The 14,736-nt window shown below is 69.1% G+C and carries 18 protein-coding genes and 1 pseudogene; 10 read left to right on the top strand and 9 right to left on the bottom strand.

The window, feature by feature from the left end; all coding sequences use genetic code 11:
* Positions 1-96: pseudogene (locus ABD369_RS41570) on the top strand (DUF4097 family beta strand repeat-containing protein); the annotation flags it as partial.
* A gap of 635 nt (positions 97-731) precedes the next feature.
* On the opposite strand, the gene ABD369_RS35395 reads toward ABD369_RS41570, so the two are convergent.
* Positions 732-1,625 carry an NADP-dependent oxidoreductase gene (locus ABD369_RS35395; RefSeq protein ID WP_344640740.1) on the bottom strand — a complete coding sequence of 298 codons (894 nt, stop codon included), beginning with the start codon at positions 1,623-1,625 and terminating at the stop codon, positions 732-734.
* A 70-nt stretch (positions 1,626-1,695) separates the two neighbouring features.
* Here ABD369_RS35395 and ABD369_RS35390 point away from each other — a divergent pair, with 70 nt between their 5' ends.
* Complete coding sequence (locus ABD369_RS35390) at positions 1,696-2,295, top strand: TetR/AcrR family transcriptional regulator (RefSeq protein ID WP_344640739.1); 600 nt, start codon at positions 1,696-1,698, stop codon at positions 2,293-2,295.
* 89 nt (positions 2,296-2,384) lie between these two features.
* Here the strand turns inward: ABD369_RS35390 and ABD369_RS35385 are convergent, their stop codons facing one another.
* The 7 genes from ABD369_RS35385 to ABD369_RS35355 form a co-directional block, all read right to left on the bottom strand.
* The gene (locus tag ABD369_RS35385; protein WP_344640738.1) at positions 2,385-3,374 is read right to left on the bottom strand and encodes a hypothetical protein; all 990 of its coding nucleotides are present in this window, start codon (positions 3,372-3,374) and stop codon (positions 2,385-2,387) included.
* 396 nt (positions 3,375-3,770) lie between these two features.
* On the bottom strand, positions 3,771-4,037 hold the full coding sequence (locus tag ABD369_RS35380; protein ID WP_344640737.1) for a hypothetical protein: 267 nt from the start codon (positions 4,035-4,037) through the stop codon (positions 3,771-3,773).
* 55 nt (positions 4,038-4,092) lie between these two features.
* A complete protein-coding gene (locus ABD369_RS35375) occupies positions 4,093-4,245 on the bottom strand; it encodes a hypothetical protein (RefSeq protein ID WP_344640736.1) in 153 nt (50 codons plus the stop codon).
* A gap of 2 nt (positions 4,246-4,247) precedes the next feature.
* Positions 4,248-4,526: a hypothetical protein gene (locus tag ABD369_RS35370; RefSeq protein WP_344640735.1), complete on the bottom strand. Its 279-nt coding sequence runs from the start codon at positions 4,524-4,526 to the stop codon at positions 4,248-4,250.
* Between the two features lie 152 nt (positions 4,527-4,678).
* Complete coding sequence (locus tag ABD369_RS35365) at positions 4,679-5,521, bottom strand: helix-turn-helix domain-containing protein (RefSeq protein ID WP_344640734.1); 843 nt, start codon at positions 5,519-5,521, stop codon at positions 4,679-4,681.
* Complete coding sequence (locus tag ABD369_RS35360) at positions 5,518-6,054, bottom strand: DUF6879 family protein (protein WP_344640733.1); 537 nt, start codon at positions 6,052-6,054, stop codon at positions 5,518-5,520. The genes ABD369_RS35365 and ABD369_RS35360 overlap by 4 nt, the downstream gene beginning before the upstream one ends.
* Positions 6,055-6,059: 5 nt before the next feature.
* On the bottom strand, positions 6,060-6,260 hold the full coding sequence (locus ABD369_RS35355; protein WP_344640732.1) for a hypothetical protein: 201 nt from the start codon (positions 6,258-6,260) through the stop codon (positions 6,060-6,062).
* Positions 6,261-6,438: 178 nt separating this feature from the next.
* Between ABD369_RS35355 and ABD369_RS35350 the strand changes: the two genes are divergently transcribed.
* Complete coding sequence (locus tag ABD369_RS35350) at positions 6,439-7,278, top strand: hypothetical protein (RefSeq protein ID WP_344640731.1); 840 nt, start codon at positions 6,439-6,441, stop codon at positions 7,276-7,278.
* Between the two features lie 270 nt (positions 7,279-7,548).
* Positions 7,549-8,313, top strand: coding sequence for an alpha/beta hydrolase family protein (locus tag ABD369_RS35345; RefSeq protein WP_344640730.1), 765 nt, complete (start codon positions 7,549-7,551; stop codon positions 8,311-8,313).
* 254 nt (positions 8,314-8,567) lie between these two features.
* Here ABD369_RS35345 and ABD369_RS35340 read toward each other — a convergent pair whose 3' ends face one another.
* Positions 8,568-9,113, bottom strand: a complete 546-nt coding sequence (locus tag ABD369_RS35340) for a hypothetical protein (RefSeq protein ID WP_344640729.1) — start codon at positions 9,111-9,113, stop codon at positions 8,568-8,570.
* Positions 9,114-9,259: 146 nt separating this feature from the next.
* Here ABD369_RS35340 and ABD369_RS35335 point away from each other — a divergent pair, with 146 nt between their 5' ends.
* The 6 genes from ABD369_RS35335 to ABD369_RS35310 all read left to right on the top strand — a co-directional run bounded on the left by ABD369_RS35335 (position 9,260) and on the right by ABD369_RS35310 (position 14,698).
* Positions 9,260-10,450 (top strand): sensor histidine kinase, encoded by a 1,191-nt coding sequence (locus ABD369_RS35335; RefSeq protein ID WP_344640728.1) that lies wholly within the window; start codon positions 9,260-9,262, stop codon positions 10,448-10,450.
* Positions 10,447-11,118, top strand: a complete 672-nt coding sequence (locus ABD369_RS35330; RefSeq protein ID WP_344640727.1) for a response regulator — start codon at positions 10,447-10,449, stop codon at positions 11,116-11,118. Before ABD369_RS35335 ends, ABD369_RS35330 begins: the two co-directional genes overlap by 4 nt.
* Positions 11,119-11,593: 475 nt before the next feature.
* Positions 11,594-11,953 (top strand): NADH-quinone oxidoreductase subunit A, encoded by a 360-nt coding sequence (locus tag ABD369_RS35325; RefSeq protein WP_344640726.1) that lies wholly within the window; start codon positions 11,594-11,596, stop codon positions 11,951-11,953.
* Positions 11,954-12,015: 62 nt separating this feature from the next.
* Complete coding sequence (locus ABD369_RS35320; RefSeq protein ID WP_344640725.1) at positions 12,016-12,570, top strand: NuoB/complex I 20 kDa subunit family protein; 555 nt, start codon at positions 12,016-12,018, stop codon at positions 12,568-12,570.
* Complete coding sequence (locus ABD369_RS35315) at positions 12,567-13,352, top strand: NADH-quinone oxidoreductase subunit C (RefSeq protein WP_344640724.1); 786 nt, start codon at positions 12,567-12,569, stop codon at positions 13,350-13,352. Before ABD369_RS35320 ends, ABD369_RS35315 begins: the two co-directional genes overlap by 4 nt.
* Positions 13,352-14,698: an NADH-quinone oxidoreductase subunit D gene (locus tag ABD369_RS35310; protein ID WP_344640723.1), complete on the top strand. Its 1,347-nt coding sequence runs from the start codon at positions 13,352-13,354 to the stop codon at positions 14,696-14,698. The genes ABD369_RS35315 and ABD369_RS35310 overlap by 1 nt, the downstream gene beginning before the upstream one ends.
* Positions 14,699-14,736 lie beyond the last annotated feature (38 nt).

Here is a 14,736-nt window from a genome sequence, read left to right as displayed (position 1 = left end):
GGCCGCATCAGCAACGCCCTCAAGAACGACGGCACCACCGAACTCGACATCCGCGCCACCACCTCCAACGGCGACATCACCGCCCGCAGCCTGTGAGGGGCCCGCAGTGCGGCCGGGCCCACCGCGACCGAGATCCTGCCGGTCGCTGACGGCCCGGCCGTCCGTCCTCTGGAGCCTGCGACCAACGTGCAGGGCCTGGCGAAGCCGTCCAACAGGCCTGGCGCGACCGGGGGAGCGGGCTCGCGGCAAGAAGTCGAAGGGTTCGGAACGCTTCAACCGCACCCTGCTCGACGAGTGGGCCCCGCTCAGCCCTGCCGCACCGAACGGGCAGGACGTAACGCCTTTCCCGCCTGGCTCCACACCTACGATCGCCACCGCGGACACACTGCACTCAAGGGGAGCCACCCGTCAGCCGCGTCCCCGACCTCGCGGGGCGGCACAGCTGGCCGAGCATGACCGTTCTCACCGATGACCGCTGGACCGACGCTCCGAGCGCCGCCACGATATGCCCGGTCGTCGATGCCCGCCGTGGTCTCAATGGCGACTCGGAGCAAAAACCATCACGGCTCGGCTGTAGCGCGGCACCTGGAGATACGCGTTCACGAGTCGCCCCCTGATGCAGCACCCATGCCCCGCGGCTCCGCGCCGGTTGCCGCCGCGCGATGCGGGCTGACCAGCCCCAAGGCCAGCATCGTCCTCAATTTCTACTCGGGAACGACGCGCAGCCGGTTTCAGACGACCAGGACCCGGCGCCCGCGCGTGTGACCGGTCTGGCTGTCGATGTGCGCCACCGCGGCCTCGGCGAGCGTGTACGACTTCTCGACCGGGATGCGGAGCTTTCCCCGCGAGATGAGGCCGACGGCCTCGGCGAGCGCTTCCGGCACGCTCCCGGCCACGCCGGAGAATCGGACACCGAACTTTGGCGCGGCGAGGTCGGCGATGGAGATCACCTTCTGCGGATCCCCGGTCAGCTCGACGAGCTCGCGGATCACGCCCGAGCCGGCCAGATCGAGAGCTGCGTCGACATGGCCGAGCCGCTGCACCCGCCCGACCCAGCCTTCGCCGTACGTCGTGGCGAGGGCGCCCAGGCCGCGCAGGTAGTCCTGGTTCGCGGCCCCAGCCGTGCCGATCACCCTGATGCCGCGGTCGCGGGCGATCTGCAGCACCGCCGATCCGACTCCCCCGGACGCACCGCTGACCAGCAGCGTCTGCCCGGCCTCCACGCCGACCTCGCGGATGATCCGCAGCGCGGTCTCCACCACGGAGGGGTACCCGGCCGCCTCTTCGAAGGTCAGCCCCTCGGGCATGCGGGCCCAGGCCGACAGAACGGCGAACTCGGCATAGGTGTTCGAGCCCTCGCCGAACACGTGGTCGCCGACCTCGACCCCTTCGACGCCGTGACCGACCTCGTCCACCACCCCGGAGGCGTCCAGCCCGACTCCGGAGGGCAACTCGATCGGATGGGCCTTGAGGATCTGGCCTTCACGGATCCTCCAGTCGACGGGGTTCACGCCCGCCGCCCGCACGGCGATGCGTACCTGACCGGGTCCCGCGTGGGGCTCCTCGGCGTCGACGAGTCGCAGGACGTCCGGACCGCCGAACTCAGCGAAGCTCACTCTCTTCATGCCGCCGACCATAACCATAACGGTTAGTGTTTAACAACAGTTCTGGCTTCGGATCTGATAGCGTTGTGGCATGACCGTGCCGTCCGGGCGACGTGAGCGCAAGAAGGCCGCGACCCGTCAGAAGATCGCCGATACCGCCCTGCGGCTCTTCCTGGAACGCGGGTACGACACGGTGGGCATCCGCGACGTGGCCGCCGAGGCCGACGTCGCCGTCACCACGGTCTTCTCCCACTTCGCCTCGAAAGAGGCCCTGGTGTTCGAGCAGGACCAAGACTTCGAGCAACGCCTCACGCAGGCGGTCACCACCCGGGCGCCGCACGAGCCGCTCATCCCCGCACTGCGTCGGGAGATCCAGGCCCTGGTGCGACATTGCACGGCGGACAGCGCCGCCCCGATCTGGCGGATGATCGACGAATCACCCGCCCTGCGCGAGTACGAGGAGTCGATGAGGCTGCGCCATGCAGAGTCGCTGGCGACGGCCATCGCCGCCGATCCCGACCTGTCACAGACCACAACGGCCTGCCGGACGATCGCGAGGTTCGTGATCGACGCCTACTCCCTGGCCCGTGACGCGGCCGATCCGCAGACCGCGGTGGACGAGATCTTCCAGATGATCGAGGCCGCCTGGGCCGTCACCCGCCCCTCCGGAAATCCCACCGGCACGGCCTGACCCTGGCCAGGACTCGGCCCCGCCCGGCGCCGTCCCGCCGAACCCCAACGGCAGGGCGAAGGAATCTGGGGCCGGTACGCCACCGATGATCACCTACGGTCACCAACCGGCCGGGCACCGCGACGATCTGACGACAGTCGAATAGGACCAGTACCAAGGCCGGAGTCCAGGGTGCTCCTGGCCGCCTGCATCGCCGCCCGGACGCGCGCGGCCCCGGCGGCGGCGAACAGGGATCCGCCGCCCACCGCGACCGTTTGCGCACCCAGGCCCGCGCAGGCCCGGCAGATGCCCGGCTGTGGCACGGGGTCGTGGCACTTGGCGCACTCGGCGCGCCGGTGCGGTGGGGGTTGCTCGGGGATGGGGGCGGGCGGCAACTTGCGTTGCAGGCGGCTGCGGAGCACTCCTGCGGGGGAGTGCACGATCGCGGGCAAGCCCGACAGCAGCGCCCGGGCCAGATCGGCTGCGGTACTGCCGCGCTCCAGCCACTGGGCGACCAGCGGCGCGAGTTCCCGGGCCTCGGCTTCGCCCAGGCGCAGGCGCCGATCCGGGCGGATCACCCGGTACAACGTCGCCACCGCTTCGCGGAGTTGTTCGTCCCGTGCTGCCGAAGGCTGCTGGATTTCCGGCTGCCCTCCGGGGCCGTCGGTCGCCTCGGGGTGGGCCGAGGGCCGATCGGCCCGCGCGGCGGGGAGGGAGGGTTCTTGGTGCCGGTTCTTTACAAGAGGACTGCCACGCCGGCCGGTTACCGCTTCACCGGAGGCCGGACGGGGGACACCCGGTGCCGCGAGCTGCGGGGTGTCGAAGACCCGGGCCTCCGAGCGGACGGTGCCGTCGGGCATACGGACCTTGTCGACCCGGTAGTACCCGGCCTCGGTCAGCTCGCGGAGCGCCCTGCGGATCGCCCCACGCCCCTGCGGACTGGTGTCGGCCATCTGCCGACCGTCCTCGCGCCGGCCGTCGGGGCGGGAGAGGAGATCGGTGAGCAGGCCGCGGGCGGTGTAGCTGAGCCGACGGTCCTGCAACAGGCCGTTCGGCAACACCGTGAAATTGCGCGGGTGTTGGGTACGATGGATACGCATCGGGAGTTGCTGCTCCTGGCGCCGGGCCCCGGGGTGTTGGTAGCACCGCCGGGGTCTTCTACGTTCCGCTGTCGTCGCGGAACGTAGCACATCGCATGCGGAGAGTGTGAAAGCTTCGTTCGGCGAACTGATCACGTACCTGGGTGATCGCCTGCTGATCACTTATCAGCGATGGATGTCCATGTGTCGGTAGCCCGTTGAGCGTGTCGCCGTGTGATCGGCCGCCGGGGCTTCCCCTGTCGAAGCCCCGGCTGGGTCGCCCGGGGCCGCTGCAGCCATGCAGGTACCACAGCCCCGGCCTGCCGAGTCGGGGAGTCCGCCCCGGTGGGGCCCTTCTCGCTGCGGATCCGGGCGAGGGGCTCCTGACCGGCCGGTCGAGTTGGGGCGCCCATCGGTCTAGGGGTGGCGGCGGACGACCGTTCCGGGCTCGTCCAGCCAGAAGGTGTGGGCGCCGTCGGCTGTCACCGTAAGTCCGAAGCGGGCCGGGCCGGGTCGGCCGTTGGTGAGCCACCAGTGGTGCGCGGCCTCGACCTCCTCCCACAGGCGGCGGGGGCCGTGTTGCCAGACGGTGAACCGGTCGTCGTCACAGCCGTTGTAGTCGACTGCGGCCCACGAACCAGCGTCCGTGGTGGCGACCCACAAGCGGGACTTGACGCCGTCCACGTCGGGGTCGTGGTGCCAGTCGGCCGGGGCGGGGGCTCATTGGGGCTGGCGCTGTTCAGTGCCGACGTGCCGACATGAGCGGCGTGGCCGCCAGGAGAACGACGCAGGCGCTCGACAGGACGTACGCGATGAGCGACCCGAGCGGATCCGGGCATTGCCGCTGTCGGCGCTCGGCGACCTGGCGGTACTCAAGCTGCAGGTCGTCCACGGTCAGGCCACCGGCTTCTCGCGGCGGACGCGCACGAGATGAGATCGCCCGGCCATCGCGAAGCTCAGGACCATCTCACCGCGAGCGAGGTGGTCCTCAACCCGCTGCTCGGCGCCTTCGCCGAGGAAGTACCGGTACGCCTCGTGCTGTTGCCAGCCGAGCGGCAGCTCCCGGAGGGACGCCCACAGTGCGGCCAGTGCGTCGGACAGGCGGCTGAACGTGGCTGGTGCGGTGATGTCTTCGATCTCGACGACGATCCGTGCTTCCGTCGATGTGGGCACTGGCCGCCTCCGTACTCCGGGTTGGGCTCAACGGTGGGTTGTGGGATCGACACCACAACCTGGTTAACCAGGACGGTAGGGCGTGGGGCCATGCAGGACGGCCAGGATTTCTCCGGATTTCTACGGCCGCTTTCCAGTCTTCTGGATGTTGCTCACGTCGACGCAAGAGCTCCCCGGGCACGAACGACCAGGCGATGAGCTGATGGACCATACACAGCAGTCTTGTTGAGCCTGTTCCAGATAGCGGAGTACAGGGCCACGTCGGCGTCGTCGTCCAGCCACATCTCCGTGTTCCAGGTCTCAACGATCACCAGGCGATCATCGAAGATCCAGAAGCCGTGCTTCGGCACCACTGTCACCGGGGCGCCGAGCGGAACGATTCCTAGTGTCACGGTATCCATCCCCAACAGTCCCGTGAGTCTGTCGAGTTGCGTTATTAGAACTTCAGGCGGGCAGATTCGGACGTAGAGCGCTGCCTCGGCCAGAATGAACTGGAAACGCTTTCCCGGTTCGTACAGCGCCTCCTGGCGGCGGATTCGGGCACGCACGCCTTCTTCGATGTCCCGAGGGGTGCCGTGGAGATCCGTGAAGTGGGTCAGAACCGAGCGGGCATACTCGGCGGTTTGGAAGACTCCCGGGATGATGCCGCTCTCGTAGCCCCGGGTCACAGTGGTCTCACGGGTGTGGGCGATCCCAGCCTCCTGCCGGGCACGATGGCCCCCGGCAAGCAGGCGCTTCCAGGTCCGATACCGGGACTCCAGGCCGTGCAGCCGCCCCTTCAACTCGGCGACGGCATCGGGTTGTCCGGCGGTCTTGGCCCAAGTAACAAGGTCGGCGATGCTGGGTGTCTGCTTGCCGTTCTCCAGCTTGGAGACCTTCGAAGCCGGCCAGCCGAGCTGTACAGCAAACTCGCGGCCGGTCAGACCGGTCTCGGTGCGCAACTCGCGGAGTCGCGCACCGAGGGATACCCGAGCGTGCTGGAAATCAGTACTCACACAGCGGACGGTACTCGTGCCGCGAAGTCGACGGTGGGGATCGCATGATGCCAGGCGGCATCGCGAGCCTGGCATGCGCCGAGCACCTGAGCCGGGTCTTCGATGACCTCGACACCAAGCGTGTGGTCGGTGTCATCGAAGTGGAACTTCACCATCGTGCGGGAGTCGAACAGCCAGTAGTCGAAGTCGGGAAGCCCGAGCTTCGCGGCGGTCGTCCGGTTGAGGTTCCTGATGTCTTCCCCGGCTTCCACGTTGCCGAGGCCGCTGATGAGAAGGAACCGCTGCCCGGCGGTAAGCGGGTCGTCCACGAGGCGGACACGCTCGAACCGCTTGCCGAGGCCGGTCTGTCGCCGCACGTTGGCGTGCCATGGATTCGTCGCGTCGAACGGCAGCTCTTCGCCGCGCAGGAAGCGCTCGAACCGCTCAGTACCGAGATCCACCGCGTAGCCGCGTCGGGTCTCAAGCCGCCAAGCGGTGTGCTCGAACTCCTCGAAGAGGTGGGAAATGTGTTCGAAGGGGAGAATTTCGGGCACCTCGCCTACTCCTTCGGGGTGAATCGGGTGAGCAGATCGCGAGGGACGACGACGAACGTCTCGCCGGGTAGCACATCCCTCAGCTGTCCGATGGCCTCGTCGTCGGTGAGACGATAGCCCTGGACGACGATGTCGCCGGTCTCCGTTTCGTAAAGTGTGGGGCAGTTGCCGCCGTCCGAGGTGCTGCCGAGGAACTTGAGCTTCATGGTGCTCTCCCTCTCTGCTGGTCGGGGAACCAGGATGGACCGTTGACGGATGCCATGAAGGCCATTCGCCCGAAATGCGACAACCATGATTTGTCTGAGCGAAGTTGAGCATGAAGGCAGGCCGCCGAGGCCGTCGGCCGGCCCCCGTTGTCTCAGGACGTGCTGCGAAGGATCACGGATGTACTTGGAACCTGAGCCGGACACTGCCAAGCGGATGCGCAAGATGCACTTGGTAGCAGCGGAACAGCTCCACGCAACGCCGCTGGGCTCGCGTGAGGCATGGGGCTGGCGCGGGCGCACCCTCAGCCGCCCGGTCGCCACGGCCTCCGGAGACGGCTGGCTCCGCCTGGTATCCGCGCAGGCCGACAAGGCCGGCGGCAAGCTCTGGGAGGGACCGCAGGAGGCCGAGCGCCTCATGCCTCCTGCGGTACCCCGCCCCCGCTTGCGCGAGCGGCACGTTTGGACCGAGGGAGAGTACGGCTATCTGGCGGAGCTGTACGAGGCAGTGACCACGCCCACCATCACCACCCGCGAGCCGATTCTCCGTGAGGCGCCGGCCCTCGATGGTGCCTGGTGGGACGGCCTCAGGGGCGCGCTTGACGCCATCGCCACAGTGTCCAGCAGTCGAGTGGCAGTTCGTCAGGAGTACCTCGACCGGGCCATGCCCGAGTACCTGGGCATCCCCATCGACACCGCCGCTCCTGTCTGGACGACGGCTCATGGCGACCTGCACTGGGCCAACCTCACCGGACCGACACTCACGGTGCTCGACTGGGAAGGCTGGGGCATCGCACCTGCTGGCTATGACGCGGCACTCCTCCATGCCTACAGCCTCCTCGTTCCGGACACCGCTGCCGAGGTTCGGCAGCGGCTCGGCCACATCCTTGACACTTCTGCCGGGAGGTTCGCGGAACTCGTGGTCATCACCGAGTTGCTCCAGGCCGTCACCCGAGGCGACAACCTCGAACTGGAGGAACCACTGCGTGCGCGGCTGGCCTACCTGGCGGCCCAGAGCTGAGGTGGCAGCCAGCCCGCACGCTCACCCCTTACCGCGATAGATCCTGCCAGTGGCGCCTGTCCGGAGTTGTGATCACGTGGCGGGGAAAAGGGTTGAACGGATGATCATCCGGCTGCTAGCTTGCGGTTGACCGTGATACCACCCAAAGGAGGTGAGACCCGTGAACGCTGTATCGATGTGGGTGCTCCCCCTTCCCGTCACGGCTGGCGATTGATGTAGGTGTCGCCGGGAGCGCCTTGACAACCAGGCAATCCCGGAAGGCAACAACCCATGAATTCTCTGCAGTTCACCGCCGAGTCGTCGTCGAACGGCATGGTCGAGCGCGACTTCACCGTGGGCGGGGTCCCCGGCGTCCTCTGGTCCCCTGTGGCCGGCGCGGACCGTGCACCTTTGGTTCTGATGGGGCACGGTGGTGGCAACCACAAGAAGCACCCGGCGATGTCGGGCAGGGCACAGCGCCTGGTGGAAGCCTGCGGCTTCCACGTCGCCGTGATCGACGCGCCCGGCCACGGCGACCGGCCGCGCACGGAGCACGACGAGCAGGAGATCGCCGCGCTGTTCGCGGCGCGGGCGGCCGGCGAGCCGGAAGGCCCGATCGTCGTCCGCTACAACGCACACCTGGCGGATCTCGCCGTTCCCGAGTACCGCGCGACCCTGGACGCCCTCCAGGCGCTTCCGGAGATCGGCGCCGACGGGCCGGTCGGCTACTGGGGCATCAACATGGGCACCGCGATCGGCGTACCGCTCGTGGCGGTGGAGCCCAGGATCACGGCCGCGGTCTTCGGCCAGCACTGGCCCCACGTCCTGGCCGAGAAGGCGAAGCAGATCACCATCCCGATCGAGTTCGACCTGCAGTGGGACGACGAGCACATCTCGCGGGAAGAGGGACTCACGCTGTTCGACGCCTTCGCCTCGAAGGAGAAGTCCCTGCACGTGAACTCGGGCAAGCACAAGGAGCTGCCCAGGTTCGAGGCTGACAGCGCGGTCCGGTTCTTCGCCCGGCACCTCGGCGGAGCGGTTACCGCGTCGGCCTGACGCGCGTGGTTGCGGTGTCTGGCTGTGCGGTGTTGCTCGACACTTGGGCGGCTCCGGAGGTTCGTGAGTTCGGGTTGAGCACATGGTCGGGCGGATGACCATCACGATCATGTGGTGTGCGCGTCGTTCCAAGACGGCGAGGCGGGAGACCGCCGCGCGGAGAAAGTGGACGTGAAGCCACCTCGGAGATCAGGTGGTGCGCCGGAAGTACGACAACCATGTATCTGCCCACCGGGTGCGCGGCGGAGCCCCGCTCACGCCCGCCGACTGCGCCGGTAGTAGTCCGCGGCGACCACGGCGAGGAGGGGGCCCCAGGCGAGGAGAGGGGCGTAGCAGGCGGTCATGATGTGGCCGGCGAGGCCGTGCGGGGCGTCGGGGCCGCCCATGGCGCCGGGGCCGTACCAGCCGGAGGCGGACCGCCAGGTGATCAGGGTGACGGCGAGGGCGCCGAGGGAGGCGGGGACGACGGCGGCCAGTGGGTGGATCCGGCGGCCGCCGATCAGGGGGAGCCAGGTGGGGGCGATCTGCCCCCAGGGGCGGACCAGGCCCATGCTGAGGAAGGCCAGGGCTTCGGCGAAGGTGCTCAGGGCGATGGCGTAGACCGTGCCCCGACCGGGGACGTGAAGCTGGCGCACCAGCGCACTGCTGAGGCCGACCGGGATGCCGGCGCCGAGGGCGAGCCGCCAGAGGCCCGAGGGGAGGGCGGTGAGGGCAGCGAGCCTGGCGACGCGCACGGCCCAGGCGGGAGCGGGCAGTGCGGCGTTGGGTGGCGCGGCGATGGGGGCGGTGGTGGTGCTCATGGCGAGGTCTCCTCTGGTCGGGGTTGACGGGTCCAGACTCGCGGCGGGCCGGTGGGCGGGGCAGATGCCGATCTGGCTGAGCTGGGGCAGCGTCATATGCCGTTCGGCACAGGCGCGATCGTCGTGATCTGCCTAGGCTGGGCGGTATGGACGGGGAGACGGGGTGGCGGACGGCCGGTGCCGTGCTGTCGGTGGTGGCAGCTGCGGTGCTGGTGCCGGGGGCGGTGATGGCCGGCCGGTCCGGGCGCCCGAGGCCGGTCGTGGTGACCAGGGCGGCCGGTCCGGTGTCGCTCGCGCTGACCGTGCTCGGCTGGGCCGTCGGCCCGTACCCGGAGAGCGACCGGCTGCTCGGTCTGGCCGGAGTGGCCGAACTGCTGGCGCTGCTGGGTCTGGTGACCGTGACGCTCCGGGCGGGCCGGGACTGGTTCCCGGTCGCGCTGGTCGGTGCGGCCGTGGTCGGCTGGCCACTGCGCTATGTGCGGCTGCCGCAGAGTCCGCTGGAGCTGGCCGAGTCGCTGGTGTTCGGGGCGGGCACTGTGCTGCTAGCCGCGCTGCTGGGGCTGTACCTGGGGGTGCAGGACGAGCACCGGCGGCGCGAGGTGGCCACCGCGCGCCGTACGCAGCGGCTCGAACTCGCCCATGACCTGCACGACTTCGTGGCCCATGACGTGAGCGCGATGGTCGCGCTGGCGCAGGCCGGTGCGATCGTGGCGACGGTCGATCCGGAGCGGGCGGCGGAGGTCTTCCGGCGGATCGAGCAGTCCGGGCAGCAGGCGCTGACCTCGCTCGACCGTACGGTCCATCTGCTGCGCACCAAGGAGGAGGGGGTGGCAGCCGCACGTACTCCGCAGCCCGGTCTGGCCGAACTGCCCGAACTGGTGGAGCGGTTCGCCGCCGTCGAGCCGGTCGAGGTGTCGCTGGAGCTGCCTGCCGAGCCGGTCGGGCGGGAGGCCGCCGCGACCGCGTACCGGGTCGTGGTGGAGGCGCTGACCAACGTCCGGCGGCACGCGCCCCGGGCGCGCTCGGTCGAGGTGGAGGTCCGGCGTGCCGGGGGGCGGCTGGAGGTACGGGTGACCAGCGACGGCAGCGCCGGTGAGCGGACGACCAGGCACGGCGGCGGTCATGGACTTGCCCAACTGGCCGAGCGTTGCGAGGCGTTGGGCGGCAGCTTTACCGCCGGCAGGCACGGCGGCAACGGCTGGCGGGTGAGCGCGCTGATCCCGGCCGGCGCGCCGGCCCAGAAGAGCGCGTCGGTGTCGGAGAGCGCGCCGACCGCGAAGAGTGCGCTGGTGTCAGAGAGTGCGCCGGTTCCGGCGGCCGACGGTGAGGTGCGGTGACGGTGGCGGCGATCAGAGTGCTGCTCGCGGACGACGACGACGCGATCCGCAGCGCCTACCGGATCATCCTGGAGGCGCAGCCCGACATCGAGGTGGTCGCGGACGCCGCCGACGGCGCGGCCGCCGTCGAGCTGGCCCACCGCCTGCGGCCGGACGTGGTGCTCGCGGACGTCCGGATGCCGCGCATGGACGGCCTCGAGCTGACCAGGCGGCTGGCGGGGGAGTTCCGGGTGGTGGTGGTGACCACCTTCGACCTGGACGAGTACGTGCACGCCGCGCTGCGCAGCGGTGCCGCGGGCTTCCTGCTGAAGCGGTCGAGCCCGGCGCTGCTGGCGGAGGCGGTACGGGCGGCGGTGGCCGGGGACGCGCTGCTCAGTCCGCAGATCACGGTAAGGCTGCTGCGGCAGCTGGCCCCTCCGTCCGCCGCCCCGGTGGCAGCGCCACCCCGCGAGTCCCTCACCCCGCGCGAGGCGGAGATCGCCCGGCTCGTGGCCAACGGCGCGACCAACGCCGAGATCGCCGCCGAACTGTTCATCTCACCGGGCACGGTGAAGAACCACCTGGCCGCGGTGCAGCGCAAGCTCGGCGTCCGCAACCGGGTCGGCATCGCGGCCTGGGCCTGGGACACCGGGAGTGGCGTACGGCCGGACACCCGTCGGGACGGCTGAGCGAGCACGCGCGGACACCCCTGCGGACGTGCGAGCACCCCGCCTCTCGTGAGCTTGTGAACGAAAGGTCAAGCGGGTGTTCGGGGTGGTCCACTCTGGAGAGTGAGGGCCACTATCACGTCAACATGGAGCCGTGAAATTTGCACCGGGAGCATCATCATTGATATAGGCGGATGCCTCTGACCAGTCGCTTCACAGGAGAATGCGACGGAATGTGTCCATTTGCCTTCGTTGTGTCGATGAATCGCGGCTTGATCGCCTTGGCGATCGTTTGTCAGGTGGCGTAGATCACAAAGATCGTCAGGGACTGCGTGTCGCAGATCACAAGCTGACGGGCATAGGATGCGCTCGATCCGGGCTTTGTGAACTGCCTCACATGAGGTGGATCTCGGGAACCGGATCGCGGGTTCACCGCAGTGTGACCCGTCGGTTCCGATCTGCAGTCAAGGACGACTGGACGGAGGGAGCGGGGGCTATGAATGCCTACGCGCCGATCCTCGTACTCGGTGCCATCGCGGCGGCGTTCGCGGTCGGTTCCGTCGTGATGGCCTCACTCACCGGCCCCAAGCGCTACAACCGGGCCAAGTTGGACGCGTACGAGTGCGGCATCGAGCCGACCCCGCAGCCGGTGGGCGGCGGTCGGTTCCCGATCAAGTACTACCTGACGGCGATGCTCTTCATCGTCTTCGACATCGAGATCGTCTTCCTCTATCCGTGGGCGGTCAGCTTCGACGCCCTGGGGATCTTCGGGCTGGTCGAGATGCTCCTGTTCATCGCCACCGTCTTTGTCGCGTACGCCTACGTCTGGCGGCGCGGCGGTCTGGAGTGGGACTGAGCGAACCCGGTTTGTGAACGGGGGGACAAGTCACCGGACTTGAGAGGACAGAGAGGGATCTGATGGGTATCGAGGAGAAGCTGCCGAGCGGCTTTCTGCTCACCACCGTGGAGACCGCGGCGGGGTGGGTGCGCAAAGCCTCGCTCTTCCCGGCCACCTTCGGACTGGCCTGCTGCGCGATCGAGATGATGACCACCGGGGCCGGCCGCTACGACCTGGCCCGGTTCGGCATGGAGGTCTTCCGCGGCTCGCCCCGGCAGGCCGACCTGATGATCGTGGCGGGCCGGGTGAGCCAGAAGATGGCCCCGGTGCTGCGCCAGGTGTACGACCAGATGGCCAACCCGAAGTGGGTCATCTCGATGGGCGTCTGCGCCTCCTCGGGCGGGATGTTCAACAACTACGCGATCGTCCAGGGTGTCGACCACATCGTCCCCGTGGACATCTACCTGCCGGGCTGTCCGCCCCGCCCGGAAATGCTGATGGACGCGATCCTCAAGCTGCACGACAAGATCCAGCACGAGAAGCTCGGGGTGAACCGGCGCCGCGCCGAGGAGCAGGCCGAGGAGCTCGCCCTGCACGCCACCCCGACCAGCGAGATGCGGGGGCTGCTGCGATGAGCGACATCAACGGCAGCAGCGGCGCGAAGAACGTGAACGGCGGCGCGAGCGGCGGCAACGGTGCGAACGGCAGCAACGGCGCGGGCGGCGGCGCCGTCCCCGCCACCCGCACCGAACTCCCGGTCGAGGTGATCGGCCGGCGCCAGGGCATGTTCGGCGCCAAGGGCACCGGCGACACCTCCGGCTTCGGCGGGCTCAGCGCCCCGATCGCACTGCCCCCCGCGAGCAGCCGCCCCTACGGCCACGGCTTCGACGAGGTGGCCGACGAGTTCGAGGGCGCGCTGGAGGAGCAGGGCCTGGACGTGGCGGAGGTGATCGAGAAGACCGTCGTGGACCGGGCCGAACTCACCTTCCACATCGCCCGCGAGCACCTGCTGAAGGCGGTCCGGATCCTGCGCGACGACCCGGCGCTGCGCTACGAACTCTGCCTCGGCGTGAGCGGGGTGCACTACCCGCACGACACCGGGCGCGAGCTGCACGCGGTGTACCACCTGCGCTCGATCACCCACGGCCGGCTGCTGCGGCTGGAGGTCAGCGCACCGGACGCCGACCCGCGGATCCCGTCCGTGGTGAGCGTCTACCCGACCAACGACTGGCACGAGCGCGAAGCGTACGACTTCTTCGGGCTGGTCTTCGAGGGCCACCCGGCGCTGACCCGGATCATGATGCCGGACGACTGGCTGGGCCATCCGCAGCGCAAGGACTACCCGCTCGGCGGCATTCCCGTCGAGTACAAGGGCGCCCAGATCCCGGCGCCCGACCAGCGGAGGTCGTACAGCTGATGCCCACTGACTTCGAGAACGCGGCCGAGTACCGGCAGGCCGGCGAGCGCGAGACCACCGAGGGCCGGGTGTTCACCGTCACCGGTGGCGACTGGGGCGAGGTGGTCGAGGCCGTCGCCCGGGCCGACGACGAGCGCGTCATCGTCAACATGGGTCCGCAGCACCCGTCCACCCACGGGGTGTTGCGGCTGATCCTGGAGATCGACGGCGAGACGGTGAAGGAAGCCCGCTGCGGCATCGGCTACCTGCACACCGGCATCGAGAAGAACATGGAGTTCCGCAACTGGGTCCAGGGCACCACCTTCGTGACCCGGATGGACTACCTGACTCCGCTGTTCAACGAGACCGCGTACTGCCTGGCGGTCGAGAAGCTGCTCGGCATCACTGCCGACGTCCCCGAACGGGCCGACGTCATCCGGGTGTTGATGATGGAGCTCAACCGGATCTCCTCGCACCTGGTCTGCCTGGCCACCGGCGGTATGGAGATCGGCTCCACCACGCTGATGATCTACGGCTTCCGGGACCGCGAAGTCGTCCTGGACGTCTTCGAGTTGGTCACCGGCCTGCGGATGAACCACGCGTACGTCCGTCCCGGCGGGGTGGCCCAGGACCTGCCGCCCGGGGCCGTCGACCAGATCCGCGAGGCGGTCAAGCTGCTGCGCTCGCGGATGCACGAGTACGACAAACTCGCCACCGACAACCCGGTGTTCAAGGCCCGCCTGGTGGACGTCGGCTTCCTCGACCTGTCCGGCTGCCTCGCCCTCGGCGCCACCGGACCGATCCTGCGCGCCACCGGCCTGCCGCACGACCTTCGCAAGTCCGACCCCTACTGCGGGTACGAGAACTACGACTTCGAGGTCGCCGTCGCGGAGAGCGCCGACTCCTACGGGCGGTTCCTGATCCGCCTGGAGGAGATGAGGCAGTCGCTGCGGATCGTCGAGCAGTGCCTGGACCGGCTGCGGCCCGGGCCGGTGATGGTCGCCGACAAGAAGATCGCCTGGCCCGCCCAACTCGCCCTCGGGCCGGACGGGTTGGGCAACTCGCTCGACCACATCCGCAAGATCATGGGCACCTCGATGGAGGCCCTGATCCACCACTTCAAGCTGGTGACGGAGGGCTTCAGGGTCCCGGTCGGGCAGGCGTACGCGGCGGTGGAGTCGCCCAAGGGCGAGCTCGGGGTGCACGTGGTCAGCGACGGCGGCACGCGGCCGTACCGCGTCCACTTCCGCGACCCCTCGTTCACCAACCTGCAGTCGATGGCGGCGATGTGCGAGGGCGGCCAGGTGGCCGACGTGATCGTCGCGGTGGCCGGGATCGACCCGGTGATGGGAGGCGTGGACCGGTGACCGATTCCCAAGGCGGCGTCGAGCTCGGCCTGCCGGCG

Origin of the sequence: Kitasatospora cystarginea (assembly GCF_039533515.1) — a bacterium.
Lineage (GTDB): Bacteria > Actinomycetota > Actinomycetes > Streptomycetales > Streptomycetaceae > Kitasatospora > Kitasatospora cystarginea.
Note: the sequence above shows the minus strand (reverse complement) of the source record. Positions and strands in the feature narration are given on the sequence as shown.